Annotated in this window: 22 protein-coding genes; 15 read left to right on the top strand and 7 right to left on the bottom strand. The window is 64.1% G+C overall.

The genetic code is table 11. The annotated features are described in order from the left end of the window. Positions 1 to 34: 34 nt before the first annotated feature. From glk to JQ621_RS02120, 3 genes are all read left to right on the top strand, one after another. A complete protein-coding gene (gene glk, locus JQ621_RS02130; protein ID WP_212233770.1) occupies positions 35 to 1,003 on the top strand; it encodes a glucokinase in 969 nt (322 codons plus the stop codon). A gap of 147 nt (positions 1,004 to 1,150) precedes the next feature. Beyond that, positions 1,151 to 1,354, top strand: coding sequence for a hypothetical protein (locus JQ621_RS02125; protein WP_212232766.1), 204 nt, complete (start codon positions 1,151 to 1,153; stop codon positions 1,352 to 1,354). 146 nt (positions 1,355 to 1,500) lie between these two features. Continuing rightward, the gene (locus tag JQ621_RS02120; protein WP_212232765.1) at positions 1,501 to 1,656 is read left to right on the top strand and encodes a hypothetical protein; all 156 of its coding nucleotides are present in this window, start codon (positions 1,501 to 1,503) and stop codon (positions 1,654 to 1,656) included. A gap of 100 nt (positions 1,657 to 1,756) precedes the next feature. On the opposite strand, the gene JQ621_RS02115 is transcribed toward JQ621_RS02120, so the two are convergent. Both JQ621_RS02115 and JQ621_RS02110 read right to left on the bottom strand, forming a co-directional pair. Beyond that, a complete protein-coding gene (locus JQ621_RS02115; RefSeq protein WP_212232764.1) occupies positions 1,757 to 2,134 on the bottom strand; it encodes a response regulator in 378 nt (125 codons plus the stop codon). A gap of 124 nt (positions 2,135 to 2,258) precedes the next feature. Continuing rightward, entirely contained in the window at positions 2,259 to 3,104 is an 846-nt protein-coding gene (locus JQ621_RS02110; protein WP_212232763.1) for a Spy/CpxP family protein refolding chaperone, read from the bottom strand. A 486-nt stretch (positions 3,105 to 3,590) separates the two neighbouring features. Between JQ621_RS02110 and JQ621_RS02105 the strand changes: the two genes are divergently transcribed. The 6 genes from JQ621_RS02105 (at position 3,591) to JQ621_RS02080 (ending at position 9,686) form a co-directional block, all read left to right on the top strand. After that, positions 3,591 to 4,931 carry an ABC transporter substrate-binding protein gene (locus tag JQ621_RS02105; RefSeq protein ID WP_212232762.1) on the top strand — a complete coding sequence of 447 codons (1,341 nt, stop codon included), beginning with the start codon at positions 3,591 to 3,593 and terminating at the stop codon, positions 4,929 to 4,931. A 142-nt stretch (positions 4,932 to 5,073) separates the two neighbouring features. After that, on the top strand, positions 5,074 to 6,012 hold the full coding sequence (locus JQ621_RS02100) for a carbohydrate ABC transporter permease (protein ID WP_212232761.1): 939 nt from the start codon (positions 5,074 to 5,076) through the stop codon (positions 6,010 to 6,012). Beyond that, the gene (locus tag JQ621_RS02095) at positions 6,012 to 6,917 is read left to right on the top strand and encodes a carbohydrate ABC transporter permease (RefSeq protein ID WP_212232760.1); all 906 of its coding nucleotides are present in this window, start codon (positions 6,012 to 6,014) and stop codon (positions 6,915 to 6,917) included. The genes JQ621_RS02100 and JQ621_RS02095 overlap by 1 nt, the downstream gene beginning before the upstream one ends. A gap of 6 nt (positions 6,918 to 6,923) precedes the next feature. Continuing rightward, entirely contained in the window at positions 6,924 to 8,024 is a 1,101-nt protein-coding gene (locus tag JQ621_RS02090) for an ABC transporter ATP-binding protein (RefSeq protein WP_212232759.1), read from the top strand. Between the two features lie 34 nt (positions 8,025 to 8,058). Continuing rightward, the gene (locus tag JQ621_RS02085; protein WP_212232758.1) at positions 8,059 to 9,048 is read left to right on the top strand and encodes a hydroxyacid dehydrogenase; all 990 of its coding nucleotides are present in this window, start codon (positions 8,059 to 8,061) and stop codon (positions 9,046 to 9,048) included. A gap of 167 nt (positions 9,049 to 9,215) precedes the next feature. Then, positions 9,216 to 9,686, top strand: coding sequence for a hypothetical protein (locus JQ621_RS02080; RefSeq protein ID WP_212232757.1), 471 nt, complete (start codon positions 9,216 to 9,218; stop codon positions 9,684 to 9,686). Here JQ621_RS02080 and JQ621_RS02075 read toward each other — a convergent pair whose 3' ends face one another. Continuing rightward, positions 9,687 to 10,184, bottom strand: a complete 498-nt coding sequence (locus tag JQ621_RS02075; protein ID WP_212233769.1) for a DUF1993 domain-containing protein — start codon at positions 10,182 to 10,184, stop codon at positions 9,687 to 9,689. 129 nt (positions 10,185 to 10,313) lie between these two features. On the opposite strand from JQ621_RS02075, the gene JQ621_RS02070 reads away from it, so the two are divergent. The 3 genes from JQ621_RS02070 to JQ621_RS02060 all read left to right on the top strand — a co-directional run bounded on the left by JQ621_RS02070 (position 10,314) and on the right by JQ621_RS02060 (position 12,703). Next, on the top strand, positions 10,314 to 11,096 hold the full coding sequence (locus tag JQ621_RS02070) for a transporter substrate-binding domain-containing protein (RefSeq protein ID WP_212232756.1): 783 nt from the start codon (positions 10,314 to 10,316) through the stop codon (positions 11,094 to 11,096). Positions 11,097 to 11,254: 158 nt separating this feature from the next. Further along, positions 11,255 to 12,166, top strand: a complete 912-nt coding sequence (locus JQ621_RS02065) for a DUF2147 domain-containing protein (protein ID WP_212232755.1) — start codon at positions 11,255 to 11,257, stop codon at positions 12,164 to 12,166. A 180-nt stretch (positions 12,167 to 12,346) separates the two neighbouring features. Further along, on the top strand, positions 12,347 to 12,703 hold the full coding sequence (locus tag JQ621_RS02060; RefSeq protein WP_212232754.1) for a hypothetical protein: 357 nt from the start codon (positions 12,347 to 12,349) through the stop codon (positions 12,701 to 12,703). 3 nt (positions 12,704 to 12,706) lie between these two features. On the opposite strand, the gene JQ621_RS02055 is transcribed toward JQ621_RS02060, so the two are convergent. Next, positions 12,707 to 13,111, bottom strand: a complete 405-nt coding sequence (locus tag JQ621_RS02055; protein WP_212232753.1) for a (R)-mandelonitrile lyase — start codon at positions 13,109 to 13,111, stop codon at positions 12,707 to 12,709. Between the two features lie 18 nt (positions 13,112 to 13,129). Next, the gene (locus JQ621_RS02050; protein WP_212232752.1) at positions 13,130 to 13,828 is read right to left on the bottom strand and encodes a ribonuclease activity regulator RraA; all 699 of its coding nucleotides are present in this window, start codon (positions 13,826 to 13,828) and stop codon (positions 13,130 to 13,132) included. Positions 13,829 to 14,074: 246 nt separating this feature from the next. On the opposite strand from JQ621_RS02050, the gene pxpB reads away from it, so the two are divergent. The 3 genes from pxpB to JQ621_RS02035 are packed head-to-tail and all read left to right on the top strand — an operon-like array spanning position 14,075 to position 16,640. Continuing rightward, entirely contained in the window at positions 14,075 to 14,806 is a 732-nt protein-coding gene (gene pxpB, locus JQ621_RS02045; protein WP_212232751.1) for a 5-oxoprolinase subunit PxpB, read from the top strand. Continuing rightward, positions 14,803 to 15,840, top strand: coding sequence for a 5-oxoprolinase subunit C family protein (locus JQ621_RS02040; RefSeq protein ID WP_212232750.1), 1,038 nt, complete (start codon positions 14,803 to 14,805; stop codon positions 15,838 to 15,840). The genes pxpB and JQ621_RS02040 overlap by 4 nt, the downstream gene beginning before the upstream one ends. Before the next feature lie 29 nt (positions 15,841 to 15,869). Next, positions 15,870 to 16,640 carry a LamB/YcsF family protein gene (locus JQ621_RS02035; RefSeq protein ID WP_212232749.1) on the top strand — a complete coding sequence of 257 codons (771 nt, stop codon included), beginning with the start codon at positions 15,870 to 15,872 and terminating at the stop codon, positions 16,638 to 16,640. 543 nt (positions 16,641 to 17,183) lie between these two features. Here the strand turns inward: JQ621_RS02035 and JQ621_RS02030 are convergent. Together JQ621_RS02030 and JQ621_RS02025 are read right to left on the bottom strand one after the other, a co-directional pair. Further along, entirely contained in the window at positions 17,184 to 18,788 is a 1,605-nt protein-coding gene (locus tag JQ621_RS02030; protein WP_212232748.1) for a sulfite reductase subunit alpha, read from the bottom strand. After that, positions 18,785 to 20,566 (bottom strand): NirA family protein, encoded by a 1,782-nt coding sequence (locus JQ621_RS02025; protein ID WP_212232747.1) that lies wholly within the window; start codon positions 20,564 to 20,566, stop codon positions 18,785 to 18,787. The genes JQ621_RS02030 and JQ621_RS02025 overlap by 4 nt, the downstream gene beginning before the upstream one ends. Positions 20,567 to 20,728 lie beyond the last annotated feature (162 nt).

Here is a 20,728-nt window from a genome sequence, read left to right as displayed (position 1 = left end):
CCGGAGCCTGCGAGGCGACGGCAGCCAAATGGTCATGAGTGTCGGCAAGACAGGAAATATTCTTCTCGCCGATATCGGCGGTACCAATGCGCGCTTTGCACTGAGCAATGGCGAGCAGCTCGGACCAATCGACTATGTGAAGGTGGCCGATCATCCCACGGTTCGCGAGGCCATCGTTGATGTGCTTCGGCGGGCCGGCGGCGAGAAGCCTGTTCGGGCGGTCCTCGCCGTTGCCGGTCCAGTCACCAATAACCGCTGCGTCATGACCAACAGTCCGTGGGTGATCGACGGCAACGAGCTCCAGCCGGCGCTCGGCTTCGACAGCGTCCACGTGCTCAATGATTTCGAGGTGGTAGCCTGGTCCCTGCCGGCCCTGCAGCCTGCCGACCTGATTCCGCTCGGCGGCCGGGACGGAATGTCCGGAGAGCCCCTGCTGGTGGTGGGGCCCGGGACCGGTTTTGGCGTCTCCTGCCTGGTCGAGCGCCACGGCGCCCGGCTCGCCGTCGTTACCGAGGCCGGCCATGCCACCTTGCCGGCCGAGAACGAGCGCGAGGAGCGCGTCATCGCCGCGATGCGCCGGCGCTACGGCCATGTCTCGATCGAGCGCGGCGCCCTGTCCGGCTCCGGGCTGCAATCCCTTTACGAGGCGTTGGCCGAGGTCGATGAAGCCCAGGTGCCGCAACGCGATGCCGCAGCGATCACCAGGGCGGCGCTGGACGGGACTTGCGAGCTCAGCCGTGCGACGCTGGAGATGTTTTGCGAGATCCTCGGCTCGGTTGCCGGCAATCTCGCGGTGACCTTCGGCGCCAGGGGCGGCGTCTACATTGCCGGCGGAATCGTGCCGCGCTTTCCGGAGTTCCTCGCGGCCTCCGCGTTCCGCGCGCGGTTCGAGGCCAAGGGACGTTTCCAGGACTATCTTCGCAACATCCCGACGCGCCTCATCGTCAAGCCCGATGCGAGCTTTGTCGGACTGAAGACGTTCGCCGACCACAACCTGGATTGAGGCGCGCCCGCTCCGCGCGCGTCGCCCGCCCGGCAATTCACAGCTCATTGCAGCGCACGCGCGGTTCCACGCAGGATCGTGCTTGCATCGCTATTTCCGATGAGAAACAATTTGCGCGTATGTGGCGTGAGTAGCGGGGGGCGTGACATGCGTAAGCAGGATGTGGGCTTCGACTATCATCGCTATCATCGGCTGCTGACCGAAGCAGATGACGAGAACAAGCGCATGGCGCTGATCCAGCTGTTGATCGAGGAGAAGGCCCGGGACCGGCTCGCCGCGCAGCGCGCCTCGGATCGCGCCGCCATGACGGCCAGCACCATCGCCACCGTGCTGAAGGGCGGCCGCAACTAGGGCTTGCAAGGTCTGCCGCCAAGGGGCCAGGAGTCCGCAATCGATTGCGGTTTCGTTAAGGATCTCTCGCAAGCCTATGTCAAACTTTGTGCTCTAGGGTTCCCCTCACCTGATGCAATTCAGGATTTAACAGAGGGGGAATGAACATGAGCATGATTTCGCTCGCCGAAATGCCGGCTGCCGTCCAGACCCGGTCGCACGATTATTCTTTTAAAGCCATTGTCATCTTCTGCTGCCTGGGCCTCATTGCCTCGTTCAGCCTGATGGCGCAGGGCGTGGATCTCAGCGCCGGCCTGATGTGAAACACTGACGGACCTTCCGTCGCAAAATGGCCGCCCCTTTCGGCGGCCATTGTCGTTTCATGGCATCCCGATCGTTGACAGGGTCGGCCTTGCGTCCGGATCAGTGCGGTACTTTGGCCGCCGCATCCGGAAACAGCGTGTCGATCATGATCTTGAGCTGGTCGATCGCAATCGGCTTGCGCAGGATCGGCCTGCGCCGCAGCAAGGACGGCAGCAATTCGGGGCCATAGCCGGTGGCGAACAGGAACGGCTTGCCGCGACGCTCGATCAGATCGGCGACCGGATCGACGTAGACACCCATCAGATTGATGTCGAGGATCGCGAAATCGTACTGCGCGGTCATCGCGAAGGCGCTCGCATCGCGGACATTGTCCGCTTCCGCGACGACATGGTGGCCAAGCTCTTGCACCATGTCGGCCATCATCATCCGGATCAACGTCTCGTCTTCGACCAGGAAAACGGAGAGCCCGTCCGCCATATCAACCTCGCAGCCACCTTGCGAAGCTAAGCATACTCCAACTGCGAGAAAGATTCACGAATTCGTGGTCATGAAATTCCACGAATACATGCCATCCGATTCAAGCTCGCTCATTTCAGTCAGATCAGTCCAGCCCGCGCTCGTGGCTGAGGCGAACCATCTCTTGGATGAACACCTGCTTCTGCTTGTCATCGAGGCTCGAAAACAGCGGCTCGGCCGCATCGGCGACGCTGCGCTGGTCGGCGGCGCGGTCGATCAGGAACTGCGCCTCGTTGCGCATCTGCTCGATGATGTCGTCGGGCGGATCGCGCTTGGCCCGCTCAATGCGCAGGTTGAGCCGCTCGGCGCCATTGTGCCCGAGATAGTGCATGGCGCTGGAGAAACCGAACCAGTGTTTCTCCTGATCGGGCGTGAGGTTCAGCTCGGACTTGATGCGCTCGATATAGGCATCGCTGTTGGAGACAATCTGGTCGGCGGTCAATTGCGGCGCGCCGGGCTGGGTCAGGACCGTGACATCCTTTTGATTGGCGTCCGCCGCGGGAGCGTTCTTGGCTTCCTTGCTCGCTTTGGCACCCTTGGCGCCTTTCGCCGTCTTGGTGTCCTTGTCCTTGCCGGCGCCCTTGGCGTCCTTCGCATCCTTGTTCGCATCCTTGGATGCGTCCTTGCTGGCATCCTTGCTCGCGTCCTTGCTCGAGTCTTTGGCTGCCGGCGCCTGGCTGTTGTTGTTCCCGACGCCGAGAACCCCGGTGAAGACGCCGACCACGCCCCCGATGGCGCCACCGAGGACACCACCGACGGGACCGGCCGCCTTGTTGCCGGCCGCGGCTCCCTCCTGGACGCCCTTGACCAAACCTTGTGCATTCGCAACTGCGGCCGCGCCAACAAGCAGTGTCAGCACGGACCCTAGCGCGAGCCATCGTCGCAGGCCAAGTCGTAGGCCAAGCCGCGCAGGCGGCGCCGGGGTGATCATTTTGGTCTCCATCTCGATCTGCTTGCCTTCTTACGGAAACGGCAGGCGTCCTGCCGGTTGCAACTCTACCGTTTTCGCCAAGCCTGGGTCTAGGCGTGGACTGTCGCTGTCCCCGCTTGAAAGGCCGTCTGATGCGAAGCGGCAACGCAAGCTCGTTTGGAACTGCGGCACAATTGCGCACGGGTGATCCGTGGCCGTCGCGCTCCGAAGTGTGCGTCGCAATAAGAGCAGCCACAGCCCGCGGGCAACGGTCGCGGTCGCCGCCCCATACACAACGTTAGTTCTAGAGCGCGACGCCTTCGGTTTTCTCGACAGACGCAATCAATCATGATCTGATCGCGCTTCCAATTTGCCGTGTTACGCGCGCGATATCCGGCTAGCGATGACGACGGCGACAAGAAACGTCCAACGACAAGACCAAAAACAAACTCGGAAGAGTCTGAGGAAACGACAGAACAATAAAACACACCAAGGCGAGGAAACGAGATGTCACGCAAGACACTGACGCGACGTCAATTTGTAGCTGCCACTGCAATGTCCTCCACGGCGCTGATCGCGGCGCCCTATGTCCGAGGCGCTTACGCCGCCGGCAAGCTTTCGATCGGATTCTGGGACCACTGGGTGCCCGGCGCCAACGACGCCTCCACCGCGCTCGTCAAGGAATGGGCCGACAAGGAGAAGGTCGAGGTTTCCATCGACTACATCACCAGCAACAACAAGAAGATCGAGCTGACCGCGGCGGCCGAAGCGCAGGCCAAGTCCGGTCACGACATTCTTCAGATGCCGAGCTGGTGGCCGCACGCTTATTCCGAGAATCTCGAGCCGCTCAACGACGTGATGGAGCCGCTCATCAAGCAGAACGGCGAGGTCAACGGCACCGTCAAATATCTGGGACAGCTGGATGGCAAATGGCTTGCCGTGCCGGCCACGCCGGGGAGCCAGATCAAGGGCCCCTGCTCGCGCATCGATCTCATGAAGAAACACGCCGGCATCGACGTCCAGGAAATGTATCCGGCCGGCAGCCCGCCGAAAGATGACAACTGGACGTTGGAGACGTTCCTGAAAGCGGCGGAAGCCTGTCAAAAGGCCGGCGTCCCATTCGGCATCGGACTCGGCGAGACCACCGACAGCGTCGACACGGCAGGTGCAATCTTCCAGTCGTTCGGCGCCGAACTCGTCAATGCCAAGGGCGACGTCACCGTCAAGACCGACGCGGTGCGGCAGGCACTGGAATTCTACAAGAAGCTGATCGCCGTGTTGCCGGCCGATGCGCCGTCCTGGGATGACGCCTCCAACAACAAATGGCTGATCTCGGGCCGCGGCGCGATGATCATGAACCCACCGAGCGCCTGGGCCGTCGCCAAACGCGATGCGCCTCAGGTCGCCGAGCAGTGCTGGACCCACGGCTTCCCGTCCGGGCCGAAGGGCCGCTTCGCGCCGTTCCTGCCCTATTTCTGGGGCGTGTGGAGCTTCGGCAAGAACAAGGAGGCGGCCAAGAGCCTGCTCGTCCATCTGTCCTCGCCCGCAGCGATTGAAAAGTTCGTCGTAGCCAGCGGCGGATATGATCTCCCGGCTTACGCGAACATGACGAAGTTCAAGACCTGGGCCGAGGAAGGGCCGCCGAAGGGGACGCTCTTCCATTATCCGGATCCCTACCATCGTCAGACCTTGTCGATCGCCGCGTCGCCGGCACCGCCGAAGATCGCCCAGCAGATCTACTTCCAGGCGACGCTGACCAAGATGGCGCTGCGCTTTGCGCAGGGCGAGAAGATGGACACGGCGCTCGCCTGGGCGGAGGGCGAGTGCGAGGGCTTCATGCGGACCTGAGCCGGGTGTATGCCATGGCGGTTCATGCTCGTTTGCATGAGCCGCCAAGGCGACCCAATCCGGGCGTCCGCAACATAGCCGCCGATCGCCGGCTTCGCCGTTGAACCATCCGCTTGAAGTTTTGCCTTTGAAGGTCTCTCCCATGGCCGATGTCGTCATTGAGCAAGGTGGTGTCGCCCGTACCGCGCGCCCCCGAAAGGCTCGAAGCCTGCGCAACATGCTGGGTCGGAAGTCGACCGTGGCGTTCTTCTTGACGCTGCCGTTGATCCTGCTGATCGGCCTGCTCGTGCTCTATCCCGCCTTCTATTCGCTCTATCTGGCGACGCTGAACAAGGCGATGACTAAATTCGTCGGGCTCGGCAATTTCACCTTCCTGTTCAAACGCGAGACGTTCTGGATGGTGGTGAAGCAGTCGTGCATCTTCGCCATCACCGCCGTGATCTTCAAGGCGCTGATCGGCTTCATCGTCGCGCATTTCGTCCACAACATTCCCGGCAAGAAGCAACGCAAATGGCGCGGTATGCTGCTGGTACCCTGGGTGATTCCGCCGGCCATGAGCACGCTGGCCTGGCTTTGGCTGTTCGACCCGTCCTACAGCGCCTTCAACTATACCCTCTCCTTCTTCGGTGTCGGGCCGATCCCCTGGCTCGGCGAGACCTTCTGGGCACGGTTCTCCGTCATTCTCGTCAACGTCTGGTACGGCGCGCCGTTTTTCCTGATCATGTATCTGGCGGCGCTGAAATCCGTCCCCGATCAGCTCTACGAAGCTGCATCGATAGACGGCGCCAATTGGTGGCAGAAGATGTGGTACGTCACGCTGCCGATGATGCGCAACATCATCGCCATCACGACGCTGTTCTCGCTGATCGTGACCTTCGCCAATTTCGACATCGTACGCATCCTGACTTCGGGCGGGCCGCTGGATACGACGCATCTGTTCGCCACCTGGGCATTCCAGGTCGGCATCCAGAGCAGCGATATTCCGCTCGGCGCCTGCGTCTCGCTGTTTATGGTCCCGATCCTCGCTGTCGCGGCGATCTTCATCCTGCGCGATGTCAACAAACGTGGGAACGAAGCCTGATGAGCACGCTGGTCATCGACAAGGCTGGACCCACCCGCAAACTCGGCAGCATGAGCCGGGACCGGGCCTGGGCGCTGCGCTGGTCCTATTTCTTCCTGGTGCTGTTTGCGATCTTTTTCCTGACGCCGCCGCTCTACATGATCATCACCTCGCTCAAGAGCAGCGCGGAGATTTCTGCGGCGACCAATCCGTGGTGGGTGTTTCACCCGACCCTGTCGAACTATGTCGAGCTCTTGACCTCGAACCAGTTCCTGCGCTTCTTCTGGAATTCGGCGATCATCTCGATCGTCGTCGTGATCGTGACGATGCTGATCAGCATCCCCGCGGCATTCGCGCTGGCGCGGATGAAGTTCTGGGGCTCGGCGACGCTCGCGACTGGCGTGTTCCTGACCTACCTGATCCCGGACAGCCTGCTGTTCATTCCGCTGTTCAAGATGCTGGCGGTGATCCAGGACTTGACCGGCATCACGCTGCTGAACCGCTGGTACGTGCTGGTGTTCATCTATCCGACGCTGACCGTGCCGTTCTGCACCTGGATCATGATCGGCTACTTCGCCTCGATCCCGAAAGAGCTCGATGAGGCGGCAATCATCGATGGCGCCTCCTGGCTGCAGACCTTGCTGCGCATCTTCATCCCGGTGGCGCTGCCCGGGTTGATCGCGGCAACGATCTTCGCCTTCACGGTGTCCTGGGCCCAGTTCCTCTATCCCCTCGTGTTCACGACATCCGTTGACCAGCTGGTGCTGCCGGTCGGCATCACCACGACGCTGATCAAGGGCGATGTCTTCAACTGGGGTCAGATCATGACCGGCGCGCTGCTCGGCGCGGCGCCCCCGCTGATCATCTACGCCTTCCTGATGGATTACTACATTGCCGGCCTGACCGCCGGCGCGACAAAGGGTTGAATGCTCATGGCTGACGTTGCATTGCGGAAGGTGGTCAAGCGTTACGACGATGTCGAGGCCGTGCGCGGCATCGACCTTGATATCGCCGACCATGAGTTCATCGTTCTCGTCGGCCCTTCCGGCTGCGGCAAGTCGACCACGCTGCGCATGATCGCAGGCCTCGAGGACATCAGCGACGGCGACATCATGATCGGCGGCGACGTCGTCAACGACGTGCCGCCGAAGGACCGCGACATCGCCATGGTATTCCAGAACTACGCCCTCTACCCGCATATGACGGTCGCCGAGAACATGTCGTTCGGGCTGCGCCTGAAGCACTACCCGAAGGCCGAGATCAAGGCGCGGGTGACGGAAGCCGCCCGCCTTCTCGACATCACCGATCTGATCGACCGCAAGCCGAAGCAGCTCTCCGGCGGCCAGCGCCAGCGCGTCGCCATGGGGCGCGCCATCGTGCGCAATCCAAAAGTGTTCCTGTTCGACGAGCCGCTGTCCAATCTCGACGCCAAGCTGCGGGTGCAGATGCGGATCGAGATCAAGAAGGTGCACCAGAAGGTGCGCACCACGACCGTCTACGTCACCCACGACCAGGTCGAGGCCATGACGCTGGCCGACCGCGTCGTGGTGATGAACAAGGGGCGGATCGAGCAGATCGGCACGCCGAACGAGCTCTACCACAAGCCTGCGACGCGTTTTGTCGCGGGCTTTATCGGCTCGCCGGCGATGAATTTTATTCCATGCCGGCTGGAGGAGTCGGGCGGCAAGCTGAACGTTCGTCTCACCGACCGCATCTCGTTCCCGCTGCCGCCCGCCCGCGCCGCCCGCTACGGCGCGCTGCCCCGCAACGACGGTCTGCTGCTCGGCATCCGGCCCGAACATCTCACGGAATCGAATGCGCATCTGGAGCCCGGCGTCGAGACCTTCGACACCGTGCTCGACGTGACCGAGCCGATGGGGATGGAGACGCTGGTCTATTTCAGCCTCGACGGCACGCCGGTCTGCGGCCGCGTCAATCCCAATGCCGGCGCCAAGGACGGGGCTCCCATGCGTTTGGCGATGGACCTCAACAACATGCACCTGCTAAACGAGGAGACCGGCGTCGTGCTGTGACGCCGGCTCAAGAAACGCGAGCAGGCGGGGAGCGATGACGACCAACAAGAAGAAGATTTTCGTTACACAAACTTTGTCGCAAGGGGCACGCGCCCTCCTCACCCAGCGGGACGATATCGAGCTCGTCGAGTTTCCGAACCTGATCTCCGCCCGGGATTTCGAGGCTCTGCTGAAGAGCCATGCGCCAGTTCACGGCGTCGCGCTCGGCGCCACCGCTTTCGGCGAGACTGAGCTCGAGGCAGCCAAGGACATGAAGGTGGTGACCCGCATCGGCGTCGGCTACGACGCCGTCGACGTGCCCGCCCTCTCGCGCCGCAAGGTGCCGCTGATGGTCGCAGGCAGCGCCAACTCGCCGTCGGTCGCCGAGCAGGCCCTGTTCATGATGCTGACGCTCGCCAAGCGCGCCAACGAGATGCATGCCTGCGTCAAGGACGGCAAATGGGCCGAGCGCCTCGGCATGCTGCCGTTCGATCTCTACGGCAAGACGGTTCTCATCATCGGCTTCGGCCGCATCGGCAGCCGCACCGCCAGGCGCTGCCAGGCGATGGAAATGAACGTGCAGGTCTACGATCCCTACAAGCCGGCCGCGGACATCAAGGCCGCCGGCTGCGAGCCGGTCGCCGATCTCGATGCGGCTCTGCCCAACGCCGACTTCGTCACCATCCACTGCCCGAAGACGCCGGAGACCGTCGGCCTGTTCGACGCTGACAGGATCGGCCGGATGAAACCGAAATCCTATCTCATCAACACCGCGCGCGGCGGCATCGTGAAGGAAGCCGCGCTGTACGATGCACTGACCTCCGGAAAGCTCGCCGGCGCCGGCATCGACGTGTTCGAGGTCGAACCGCCCCCGGTCAGCAATGCGCTGTTCGCGCTGCCCAACGTCATCATGGCGCCGCACGTGGCCGGCGTCACGGTCGAGGCCGTGATCCGCATGAGCGAACAGACCGCGCGCAACATCCTGAGTGTGCTGGACGGCGATCCGATCAGGCAGAACATCATCAATCAGGACGTGCTGGGCTGAAAAGTCGAAGGACGGGCGGCATTCCGCCCGCCTTCGGAAGGCCAGAATGCGTCCCATTTTGGTGCAGATCGGGCCCCAACTCAGCCTTAATCAAACCCGCGTAATAGGTCCGGCCGCGGCGGCAGTGGGACAGACTTGCCGGCCGCGTCGAGCTGGAGGATGGACCCTTGTCAGATATCGACCCGACCGACCAGGCGCTGGCGACCATCGCCAGCATTTTCGAGCGTCCCGAGCCTGGGTTCGTCGTTCGCGACACCGAAGTTGAAGCAGTGGCGGCCGACGGATTTGCGGTCGCGGACGAGCATCACGGCACCGACGAGCATCCGGTGGTCGAGGAGCAACCGCTAGTCCCGGAACACCCAGCCGATGCCGATGGCTACAACAAGATCGGCCCTGGGCCGATGGTGGCAATCCGCCTGAAGTGGACGGTCCATCGCGGCGACGATGGCCAGTACTACGTGCACGAAACCATCGGCGAACAGTCCGCGCCCGTGGTCAGCGGCCCGATGTCGAGCGAGGCCGCCGTGCAGTTTGTCGATACCCACGAGGAAGAGGCCCGTCGGCGCTTCGAGCTGCTGCGCAGCGAGATCGCCGGCCGCAGCTCGCTCGCCGACTATGAGCGCAAGGGCGAAGCTTAATTACTTTCTTCCCAGAAAGTCCTTCTTCGCAAGCTCGACGCCCGCGTGCCGCAACAGGTCGTACGCGGTCGTGACGTGAAAGAAGAACTGCGGGATGCTGTTGGTCAGCAGCAGCGTCCGCCCGGTGAAGGGCAGCTCGGTCCCGTTCTTGAGCTTGAAGAAGACCTTCAGCTCCGCAGCCGCATCGATTTCGGCGCGCGGAAGGCTTTCGATGAACTCGATCGAGGTCGCAATCCGCGCCTGAAGCCCGGCCATGTCGTGCTCCAGCGGCGGCAGCGCGACCGGTTCACACTGCGCCAGCAAGGCCGGGGCGACGGTGGCGTGGCGGCAAGCCTCTCCGACCTGCTGCGCCAGGTCGTACATGTTCGGGGCCATGCGCATGCCGAGCAGGACCGTCGGATTGAATTTGCGGGTCTCGGCATAGGCAACGCCCTTGTCGAGTAGGACGGACAGGTTGCGCAAATAGGGCACGAAGAGGCCCACCGAGGCCTCGTACATCGAGATCGTCACGTCGAGATTCCCTTCAATTCCGTCTCGCCAGAAACTGGCATCTGGTCTAAATCCACGTCTGACGGGCTGCACAATGACAGCTCGGGCTTGGTTGGAAAAGACTTGGTTGGAAAAGAGATGATCGTGCGAATCGTGACGGCTTTAGCCGTGATGTTGCTGGCAAACCTTTCGGCTCACGCGCAGCAGGCCGCGCCCTCGCGCCTCGACGAGATCATCAAGCGCGGTACCCTGCGCGTCGGCATGACCGGCGACTACAAGCCCTTCACCTATCTGGACAAGGCCACGCAGCAATTTTCCGGCTTCGACGTCGACATGGCGGAGGCGCTCGGTAAGGCGCTCGGCGTCAAGGTCGAATACGTCGCCACCGCCTGGCCAAAACTGATGAAAGATTTCGAGGCCGACCAGTTCGACATCGCGATGGGCGGCGTCTCGGTGACCCTCGACCGCCAGAAGAAGGGCTTCTTCTCGATGCCGATCATGCGCGAGGGCAAGACGCCGATCGCGCGCTGCGCCGACGCGGCCAAGTATCAGACGCTTGCCGATATCGACAAGAAGGGCACCCGCGTCATCGTCAATCCCGGCGGCACCAACGAGCGGTTCGCGCGCGCCAACGTCAAAGACGCCGAGATCACCGTCTTCCCCGACAACACCGCGATTTTCGACGAGATCGCCAAGGGCAACGCCGACCTGATGATGACGGACGCTTCCGAGACCCGCTATCAGCAGAAGCAGCATGCGGGCGTGCTCTGCGCGGTGCATCCCGAAAAGCCGTTCGACTTCTCGGAGAAGGCCTACTGGCTCCAGCGCGACTTGGCGCTGAAGGCGTTCGTCGACCAGTGGCTGCATCTCTCCATGGAGGACGGCAGCTACAGGAAGATCTACGCCGCCTGGTTCGACTAGCACCTGGAGCGGCTCGTCCAACTCTGGACCGGGTTCGGCGTTGTTGAACCCGGAACCACCGGCAGACGACTCATACGGGTGACAGTGATCTAGATCACTTTTCGGGATTGAACCCGGGCGTAAGCGTCGCTGCGGGACCACCTGTTCGGGAGATGGAAATGAGGAAGCTGTTGGCGACGGCCGCGTTCCTTTTGGCGAGTACCGCAGCGCAGGCGCAGTACACCTTCGAGTATGGCGGGCGCACCATCCGCATCGATCCGGACCGCGGAACGGTCCAGATCCCTGGGGTTTACGACAATACCGGCCAGGGCAAGGCCAAAAAGGCCAAGAAGAACGATACGCCCGCGGCCCAACAACCCCCGCAACAGGCCAAGGTCGATCCGCAAACGCCGGCCGCGCCTGCGCCAGCCCCAGCTCCGGTCGCCGCGCCGCCCGCAGAGCAAGCGCCGGCGCCAGCTGCCCCCGCAGCAGCTGCAGCGCCGCCTCCGGCCCCACCGCCCCCGGTTGCTCCGCCGGCGGCAGCAACCGCCAGCACCGCTCCGGCCGAAGATATGGTGCCGCCCCCTCAACCCGCACCGAGCGCGGCCCCGACGGTGGCGGCCGTACCGCCCGCTCCTCCGCCGCCCGCTCCGCCTCCGCCGCCGGCTCCGGCCGTTGCGGTCGCGCCCCCCGCACCGTCTCAACCGGCTGCACCCGCGCCAGCCGCGGCGCCGGTTCATGCCGCAGCAGTCGCACCGGCCCCTCCCGCAACCGCGCCGACGCGCGACCTCAATTCGCCGCTCGGCGTCTGGCTCACCGAGGAGAAGGAAGGCAGGGTCCGCATCGAGCAGTGCGGCAATAACCTCTGTGGCTATTCGGTCGACAGCAAATCGAACCAGAATGGCGAGCAGATCCTGATCAACATGAAGCCCGGCAAGGACCAGAAATGGTCGGGCCGCATCCTCGATCCCAACTCGGGCTCGACCTACGATTCCACGATCTCGCTGAAGGGCACCGATCGCTTGCGCGTGCAAGGCTGCGCCTTCGGCGGCATGTTCTGCGGCGGCCAGACCTGGACGCGCGTGAATTAGAGGCGCATTCGGCAATCGAGACAAACAGGGGGCCCGGGATTCCGGGCCCCTTTGTTTTTGTCCGCCGTGTTGTCGTGACGTGCGTCAACTCACAGAGAACCTGGCGCACGTGATAGCCGTCACATCGCAGGTTCCAGGTCCGTGACACGATCCCCGCATGGTCAACCACAGGGGCGAGTCATGAACGGATTTCGCAAGAGTCTCTTCGCCAGCCTTATCGCTATCATTGTCCCGCTCGCGCAGGCCGATGCTGCGGGCTCAACCTTCGACGGAACATGGAACGTCCGCATCTCCTCGTCGAGCCAGACCTGCGGCAATGGCGCAACCGTCGCGATCGGCATCAGCAACGGACAGATCGCTTCGAGCAGTTCGGCGGTGACGGCATCAGGCCGCGTCGCCGATGCCGGCAGCATCAGCGTCAGGCTGAGCACCGGCATCAAGAGCGCCGTCGGCTCCGGCCGGCTCAGCGGCACGTCAGGCTCCGGCACATGGCGTGGCGCCATGTGCTCGGGCACCTGGACCGCTGAGCGGATGTAGGCGTCAGCCGAGCGCTGCCCCGTATTCGGCGTCGGTCACTGGCTCCAGCCAGGTCGAGAACACGCCGTCGAGTGCTTCCTGCATGGCGATGTGGCACATCGAGTTGCCCGGCGAGGCGCCGTGCCAGTGCACTTCCCCCGGCGGGATCCACACGGTGTCGCCGGGACGGATCTCCTTGACCGGACCGCCCTTGGTCTGGACCCGGCCGACGCCCGAAATCACATACAGCGTCTGCCCGAGCGGATGGTGATGCCAGTTGGTGCGGGCGCCGGGCTCGAACGAGACACGCGAGACGTTCAGCCGCGCCGGCGCGGGCGCCATGTTGATGGGATCCTGCAACACGGTGCCGGTGAAGTGTTCCTGGGGCGCGCGGCGGGTGGGCCGCGTGCCTGCGAGCGTGATGTCCATGGGAGTCCTCGTTTCCTGTTATTTCTTGCTGGCGGCGTAGCGCGCCTTGGTCTCGGCGTTCATGGGATAGAGGCCCGGCAGCACCGCGCCGTTGTTCACTTCGCCGACGATCCAGGCCTCCATCCGCTCCTGCTCGACGCCCTCGGCGAGCACGTGGTCGAGCATCGCCGCCGGGATCAGCACGCAGCCGTCCTGGTCGGCGACGACGATGTCGTTCGGGAAGACGGCAACGCCGCCGCAGCCGATCGGCTCGCCCCAGCCGACGAAGGTGAGGCCCGCGACCGACGGCGGCGCGGCATAGCCGTCGCACCAGACCGGCAAGTTGGTGCCGAGCACGCCCTCGACGTCACGCACGACGCCGTCGGTGACGAGCGCGGTGACACCGCGCTTCATCATGCGGGCGCAGAGGATGTCACCGAAGATGCCGGCGTCGGTGATGCCCATGGCATCGACCACGGCGATGCAGCCCTCGGGCATGGCCTCGATCGCGGTACGGGTCGAGATCGGCGACGACCATGACTCCGGCGTCGCCAGATCCTCGCGGGCCGGCACGAATCGCAGCGTGAAGGCGGGTCCCACCAGGCGCGGGAGGCCCGGACGCAGCGGACGCGCACCACGCATCCACACATTGCGCAGGCCCTTCTTCAGCAGGACCGTGGTGATGGTGGCAGTGGTGATGCCGGCGAGGGTCTTGCGGGCTTCGGGGGACAGCGACATGGACGAGAACGAGCTCCGGGTGGGCGGGAAAGAACGCGCGCATCTTGCGAGCCGGGCGCTTGGCGTCAAGGGCGAAAGACCCGACACAAACGCGGCCCTGCCGGGCAGTTATGCGACGCGATAACAAGGCTTTATCGCCACCCACGGCATTAATTTATTGGACTTGAGGGCGCATTTACGCGAAGCAGGGCGACGCGGAACTCAAGGACGAGCCCGCGTTTCCCGAGAAGCCGATACCGACAGCTCATGGCCCCGACGCTTCCCCCGCCCCGCCTTCTGCCCAGTGGCGACAGCGCCGTCACGGTCGAGTTCAGCCGCACCATCGACGACGCCGCCAATGAGCGCGTGCTCGCGCTCGACAAGGCGCTCGCAGCGTCGCCCATCGAGGGCATCTGCGAAACGATCCCGACCTATCGCTCGCTCCTGGTGCATTACGACCCCGGCAAGATCGGCTTCGACGCGCTCGGCGAAAAGCTGCTTGCGATCGCCCGCCAGCCGCTGCCGCCGTCGACCAAGGCACGGCGCTGGCGCATTCCCGTCGCCTATGGCGGCGAGCACGGCATCGATCTGGAGGATGTCGCGAAGGCGCTCAAGACCACGCCCGACGACATTGTCGCCCGTCATTCCGGCGGCGACTATCGCGTCGCGATGATCGGCTTCACGCCGGGCTGGTCCTATCTCAGCGGGCTCGACAAATCCCTGCACATGTCGCGGCGGCAGTCGCCGCGGCTGTTCACACCTGCGGGCACGATCTCGATCGGCGGCATCCAGGCCGGTATCCAGTGCCTTGCCGCGCCGAGCGGCTGGCACTTGCTCGGCCGCACCCCCGTCAGAACCTATCAGCTCCACCGCAGTCCGACTTTCCTCACCGAACCCGGCGATCGCGTGACGTTTTTTGCCATCGACCACAAGACGTTCGAGGAGCTCGACCGCGCCGCTGAAGCCGGCGAGATCGTCGCCGAACAGGTCGACGCATGAGCCGGCTCATTGTCGCCAGCATCGGGCCCGCAAGCTCCGTCCAGGACGGCGGCCGCTTTGGCGCGCAGCGCTACGGTCTGACCGTCAGCGGCGCGATGGATCGGCTGGCGCTGGCAGCGGCCAATACCATGGTCGGCAACGATCCGTTCGCAGCCGCTGTCGAGATCGGTCCGTTCGGCGCGACCTTCACGGCCAGGGACGGCGCGGTGCGCGTCGCGATATCGGGCGCGCCGCGCAATGCCGACATTGCCGGCAAACCGGTGGCGATGGACACATCGGTCACGCTGAAGGACGGCGAGACGCTGACGCTGGGCTTTGCCCGCGGTGGCGCGTTCACCTATCTGGCGATCGAAGGCGCCATCAAGGGCGAAGCGGTGTTCGGCAGCCTCGCGGTGAATGCCCGTGCCGGCCTTGGCAGTCCCTACCCGCGCGCCCTGCAGGCCGGCGACGAATTCACGGTCGATGCCGCGAGCGGCGCGCCGGAATTGCGGATCGACCTGCCCAAACCGGCGAGCGGCCCGATCCGCGTGGTGCTGGGACCGCAGGACGACGAGTTCGACGATGCCAACAAGGCGCTGTTCCTGGGGAGCGACTGGAAGATCTCGGCGACATCGGATCGCATGGGCTACCGGCTCGAGGGTCCCGCGATCGAGCATCTGCACGGCCACAACATTGTTTCCGACGGCACGGTGAACGGCAGCATCCAGGTGCCCGGCAACGGCGCACCAATCGTGCTGATGATGGACCGCGGCACCTCCGGCGGCTATCCGAAGATCGCAACCGTGATCACGGCCGATATCGGCCGCCTCGCGCAGACCTCGGCGGGAACGGCATTCCGGTTCAAGGCCGTCAGCATGGCCGAGGCACAGGACGAGGCGCGCAGATTCGCGCAGTTGATCCGCGCCCTGCCCGATCGCCTGCACGCGTCAGATGTGGTCGAGCTCAACGTCGAGGCGCTGAGCGATGCCAACGTCGCAGGTTATGCGGTGAGCGCGATGGATGCCGGGACCTGGCAGGTCACGGCAGAGCCGTAACGACAACAAGACCGGAGGCGGAGAGCACCATGAAGACGATCGATCTCAATTGCGACCTCGGCGAAGGCTTTGGCGCGTGGGAGATGGGCAACGATGCCGCGATGATCGAGCTTGCAAGCTCGGTCAACGTCGCCTGCGGCTTCCATGCCGGCGACCCCGACATCATGCGGCGGACGGTGGAACTGGCGAAGGCGCGCGGCGTCTCGGTCGGCGCGCATCCTGGCTATCGCGACCTGCACGGCTTCGGCCGGCACCCCATCGCCGGCCTGAAATCATCGGAGATCGAAAACCTGGTCGCCTACCAGATCGGCGCGCTGCAGGCGATCGCGACCGCGGCCGGCCACAGGGTGACCCATGTGAAGGCGCATGGCGCGCTCTCCAATGTCGCCTGCGAGGACGACATGACGGCCAAGGCGATCGCGGCCGGCATCAGGGCGGTCGACCCCAGCCTGATCTTCGTCGTGCTCGCCAATTCGAAACTGGTGAAAGCCGGCGAAGAGGCGAACCTGCCGATGGTGCACGAGGTGTTCGCCGACCGCGCCTATGAGGACGACGGCAACCTCGTCTCGCGCAAGAAGCCCGGCGCGGTGCTGCACGACGCCAAGGTTATCGCCGACCGCGTGGTGCGGATGGTGCAGGACGGTGCGGTGGTATCGGTCACCGGCAAGGTCATCAAGATGCGCACGGACACGGTCTGCATCCATGGTGACACGCATGGCGCGGTCGAGATCGCGCGGACCTTGCGTCAGTCCCTGAAGGATGCGGGGATCGAGGTCGCGCCGTTCAAGCGCGGATCGTGAGGCATATCAGGTGCCGTAGGGTGGGCAAAGGCGCAACGCGCCGTGCCCACCATCTCGTCATGATTGAGACAGGTGGTGGGCACGCTTCGCTTTGCCACCCTACGAGAGCTTCAAAATGGATGTACAGACAGCGTGCCGAACACGAGCACGGCGATGAGCGCGCAGGCCCCGTAGATGCCGATGCGGGGTGCGCTCGCCTTTGTCCTGCGCGAGAGCGATCGTGCGTAGAGATGAAGCCTGGCTTGCGCCGACAATTCCCGGATGGTCGATTTCCAACGCACCATGCGGCGAGTATGAACGATCGAACGCGACGGCTGTAAGACCATCGCGCAAATAGCGATGGAAGCACTTTCGCGGCCGGCTTTGCAGGCTAAAATTCTCCGCAATCGCCGGTTCCAGGAATCCTATTCGCTAAAATCCCATCCAGATGGAACGGGTTCCGGTTCCCAACAAACCAGAACCGCAAAACAACCCCATGCACAGTAGAGCGCCGACGCCGGTGCGATGCGCGGCGACGGCGATTCATGGAGATGTCGCCGAGGCTTAGTAGACGTCAGCCTGGAAGCGGCCGGTCTTCTTGAGCTCGGCGACAAAACTGACGGCCTCGTCGGTCGAGCGTGCGCCGAACTGGGCGACGATGTCGACCAGCGCGCGCTCGACGTCTTTGGCCATGCGCTTGGCATCGCCGCAGATGTAGAAATGCGCGCCGTCAGCGAGCCAGGTCCACAATTCGCGGCCGACCTCACGCATGCGGTCCTGCACATAGAACTTCTTCTCGCCGTCGCGCGACCAGGCCAGCGACAACCGTGTCAATTGGCCCGAGGTCTTCATCGCGTTGAGCTCGTCCTGGTAGAAGAAATCGCAATCGCTGCGCTGATGGCCGAAGAACAGCCAGTTCTTGCCGGGCGCGCCGGTGGCCTTGCGGTCGAGCAGGAAGGCGCGGAACGGCGCGATGCCGGTGCCGGGGCCAATCATGATGATGGGCGTCTTCGGATCCTGCGGCAGACCGAAATTGTGCGCCTTCTGCACATAGACCTTGAGCTTGTCGCCTTCGGCGATGCGCTCGCCAAGGAAAGTCGAGGCGACGCCGATGCGCTTGCGCTTGCCGATGACGTAGCGCACGGAATCGACCGTCAGCGACAGCTTTCCGGGTGTCGCATTGTGCGAGGACGAAATCGAGTAGAGTCGCGGCTGCAGCGGCTCCAGCGCCTCGACGAAGGCCTCGGGATGCGGACGCGTGCCCGAAAACTTCTGCAGCGCCGCCATCACGTCGAGGGTGGCAGCATCGCCATCGGGATCCTCGCCCTGCGCCAGCGCCCGCGCCTTCTCGCGCTGCGCGCCGCCGGTGATGAAGGAGATCAACTCGAACAGCGTGTCAGGCGCCGGCGACAGCGAGACGTCATCGATCAGCACTTCGCGCAGCGTCTTGTCGTTGACCTTGGTCGTGTGCGAGGCGCCAAGCAGCGCGATGATCTGGTCGACGAGACCGACATCGTTGCGCGGAAAGACACCAAAGCTGTCCCCGACCACGTAGTCCAGTCTGCTGGCGGAGAGATCGAACTCGATGTGATAGGTCTCCTTCTCGGACTTCCCCTTGTTGAGGAGACGACGCGACAGGAAGGTTGCCTCGACCGGATTGTCGCGCGAGCGGCCGGGCTCGGCGATCGTCACGGTCACGGCGGGCGCCGCCACCGCATCGGCCTTCTCGGGTGCCTTGGCCGCCGGCGCTTTGTCCAGCTCCTCGTAGAGCGATTTCAGCATCCGCGCGGTTTCCTTGCCGCCGGGGACGCAGAGGTTGAGCCGCGCTTCGCTGCGGCTCGCAATCGCTTCCGAATAATCGTGGCAATTGTAGCCGCACTGGCCGCAATCCTGCTGCGCCATCGCTGCCATCATCTTGCGGCGGACGGGGCGTCCTTCCGCAAGCTTCATCCGGTCGGCGATCGGCATGGTCTGGTCGTGCCACGGCGCTTCGCCGTCGCCATCGCCACTTGGCATGACCGCGGCGCCCTGCTCCGCCGACAGCGGCGTCGCCACGTCAGGCGACAAGAGGCCCGCAAAGAAGCCGTTCAGCCAGGAACGCTGCGCGTCCGAGAACGGCGCGCTGGCGGGAATGATATCGAGCTTCGGCGGAGGCGTGATCTGGTTCATGCGGACACCTGTGCATCGGCAAGCCTGCGCAGCGTCTCACCGTCATGGCGGCGCGCAAAGGCAAGGAAGGTTTCATCGGAAGACGTGCGATGGGCGAGATAGGCCTTGAGCAGCGCCTCGACCGTCTTCGGCGCGTCCTCGGCCTTGAGGTCGTGATAGACCTCCTGCCCGACTTCGGCATCGGGGCCAAACCCGCCGCCTGTGAAGAGGTGATAGCCCTCGACGGTGTCCTCCTCGTTGACGGGCACGCGCGCGCCGATCAAGCCGATGTCGCTGATGTAGTGCTGCGCACAGGAATGGTGGCAGCCGGTGACGTGAATGTTGACGGGCTTGTCCATGGCGACGCGGCCCTCGCACCAGTCGCCGATCTCGGCGGCGTTGCGCTTGGTGTTGGAGGCCGCGAAGCGGCAGCCGGCATTGCCGGTACAGGCGATCAGGCCGGCGCGGATGTGCGAGGCCTCGACCGCAAGCCCGATCTCCTTGATGGCGGCGACCGCAAGCGCGACATTCTCGTCGCGCACGCCCGAGATCAGCAGGTTCTGCCAGACGGTCAGGCGAATCTCGCCGTCGCCGAGATCGCGTGCGACCTTGGCAAGGCCCCGCATCTGATCGCAGGTGATCTTGCCGAGCGTCAGCGACACGCCGATCCAGTTCAGGCCATCCTGCTTCTGCTTGTGCACGCCGATATGGGCCATGCGGTCCGCCGCGGGCCGCGGGGCAAATGCCTCTTCGGGGACGCGCGTGAACGGGGTCTTGAGCCGTTCCTCAACCAGCCCAAGGAAGCCGTCATGGCCCATCGCGTCGAGCACGTATTTCAGCCGCGCCTTGTTGCGGTTGGTGCGATCGCCGTGCTCGATGAAGACGCGCACGATCGCGTCGGCAACGGCCGTGGCCTGCTCCGGCTTGACGATAATGCCGGAGTATTTGGCAAAGTCCTTGTGGCCGGTGATGCCGCCGAGGCCGAGGCGAAACCAGATACCGGGCGCGACGCCAAATCCGTCCTTCACCTCATAGGCGGTGAAGGCGATGTCGTTGGTCTCCTCCAGCACCGCGATCCTGCCGGCGCCGTCGAACGCCACATTGAACTTGCGCGGCAGGCCATAGAGCGAGCGGTCGTTGAGAATGTGATAGTGCCACTCGCGCGCGAACGGCCGCGTATCGATCAGCTCCTGCGGATCGATGCCGGCGGTCGGCGTCCCCGTGACGTTGCGGATGTTGTCCGCACCGGAGCCGCGCGAGCACAGGCCGAGGTCCTGGATGCCCTCGATCAGCTTGATCGCATTCTTCGGCGGGATCTCGCGCAGCTGGAGATTGGCGCGCGTGGTGACGTGGCTGTAGGGCCCGCCGGTATCCTCGGCAAGATCGGCAAGTCCCGACAGCTGCCAATGCTTCATGATGCCGTTCGGGATGCGCAGGCGACACATGTAGGAGTCCTGCGTCGGCGCGACGTAGAAGATGCCGTAGTAGCGCCAGCGGAAATTGTCCGCCGGACTCGGGGCTGCGTTGTCCAGCGCCTGCTGGCGCAGCCGCGGATAGGCATCGAAGGGATGCTCCTCGCGCTTGAACTTCTCCTGGTCGGCGAGCTTCTTGCCCGAGGCGATGACCTTGTCCTGGGCCTTGATGTGCGGGGCATCAGGACCAACGGGTTCCGCGATGGCCTTGCCACCGCCGCCGCTCAAGCCGCGACCGACGCGGCTGATCTGAAGACCGGTCGTGAAACCTTCGAGATAGCGTTTCTGCTCGTCGGTGAAGTCGACTGCGAGCGTTTCGATTTTCATGGTCGGTAACGAAGCTCCTGCGGCCACCGGGGTGGCATCGACGGAAGGGAACGATCCGCAAGGAACTCAGCTGGCGCTCACGCCTGCCTGGCCACCCAACGGTCCAATCAGCTTCGTTGCTGTGGGACTTGGCTCAGCAGGCATCTGCGACAAGCTGGCCGC

Origin of the sequence: Bradyrhizobium manausense, assembly GCF_018129685.1 — a bacterium.
Classification (GTDB): domain Bacteria; phylum Pseudomonadota; class Alphaproteobacteria; order Rhizobiales; family Xanthobacteraceae; genus Bradyrhizobium; species Bradyrhizobium manausense_D.
Note: the sequence above shows the minus strand (reverse complement) of the source record. Positions and strands in the feature narration are given on the sequence as shown.

Coding starts and splice junctions, on each gene's coding strand:
- glk (WP_212233770.1), top strand. CDS start 35: ATGAGTGTCGGCAAGACAGGAAATATTCTTCTCGCCGATATCGGCGGT.
- JQ621_RS02125 (WP_212232766.1), top strand. CDS start 1,151: ATGCGTAAGCAGGATGTGGGCTTCGACTATCATCGCTATCATCGGCTG.
- JQ621_RS02120 (WP_212232765.1), top strand. CDS start 1,501: ATGAGCATGATTTCGCTCGCCGAAATGCCGGCTGCCGTCCAGACCCGG.
- JQ621_RS02115 (WP_212232764.1), bottom strand. CDS start 2,134: ATGGCGGACGGGCTCTCCGTTTTCCTGGTCGAAGACGAGACGTTGATC.
- JQ621_RS02110 (WP_212232763.1), bottom strand. CDS start 3,104: ATGATCACCCCGGCGCCGCCTGCGCGGCTTGGCCTACGACTTGGCCTG.
- JQ621_RS02105 (WP_212232762.1), top strand. CDS start 3,591: ATGTCACGCAAGACACTGACGCGACGTCAATTTGTAGCTGCCACTGCA.
- JQ621_RS02100 (WP_212232761.1), top strand. CDS start 5,074: ATGGCCGATGTCGTCATTGAGCAAGGTGGTGTCGCCCGTACCGCGCGC.
- JQ621_RS02095 (WP_212232760.1), top strand. CDS start 6,012: ATGAGCACGCTGGTCATCGACAAGGCTGGACCCACCCGCAAACTCGGC.
- JQ621_RS02090 (WP_212232759.1), top strand. CDS start 6,924: ATGGCTGACGTTGCATTGCGGAAGGTGGTCAAGCGTTACGACGATGTC.
- JQ621_RS02085 (WP_212232758.1), top strand. CDS start 8,059: ATGACGACCAACAAGAAGAAGATTTTCGTTACACAAACTTTGTCGCAA.
- JQ621_RS02075 (WP_212233769.1), bottom strand. CDS start 10,184: ATGTACGAGGCCTCGGTGGGCCTCTTCGTGCCCTATTTGCGCAACCTG.
- JQ621_RS02070 (WP_212232756.1), top strand. CDS start 10,314: ATGATCGTGCGAATCGTGACGGCTTTAGCCGTGATGTTGCTGGCAAAC.
- JQ621_RS02065 (WP_212232755.1), top strand. CDS start 11,255: ATGAGGAAGCTGTTGGCGACGGCCGCGTTCCTTTTGGCGAGTACCGCA.
- JQ621_RS02060 (WP_212232754.1), top strand. CDS start 12,347: ATGAACGGATTTCGCAAGAGTCTCTTCGCCAGCCTTATCGCTATCATT.
- JQ621_RS02055 (WP_212232753.1), bottom strand. CDS start 13,111: ATGGACATCACGCTCGCAGGCACGCGGCCCACCCGCCGCGCGCCCCAG.
- JQ621_RS02050 (WP_212232752.1), bottom strand. CDS start 13,828: ATGTCGCTGTCCCCCGAAGCCCGCAAGACCCTCGCCGGCATCACCACT.
- pxpB (WP_212232751.1), top strand. CDS start 14,075: ATGGCCCCGACGCTTCCCCCGCCCCGCCTTCTGCCCAGTGGCGACAGC.
- JQ621_RS02040 (WP_212232750.1), top strand. CDS start 14,803: ATGAGCCGGCTCATTGTCGCCAGCATCGGGCCCGCAAGCTCCGTCCAG.
- JQ621_RS02035 (WP_212232749.1), top strand. CDS start 15,870: ATGAAGACGATCGATCTCAATTGCGACCTCGGCGAAGGCTTTGGCGCG.
- JQ621_RS02030 (WP_212232748.1), bottom strand. CDS start 18,788: ATGAACCAGATCACGCCTCCGCCGAAGCTCGATATCATTCCCGCCAGC.
- JQ621_RS02025 (WP_212232747.1), bottom strand. CDS start 20,566: ATGAAAATCGAAACGCTCGCAGTCGACTTCACCGACGAGCAGAAACGC.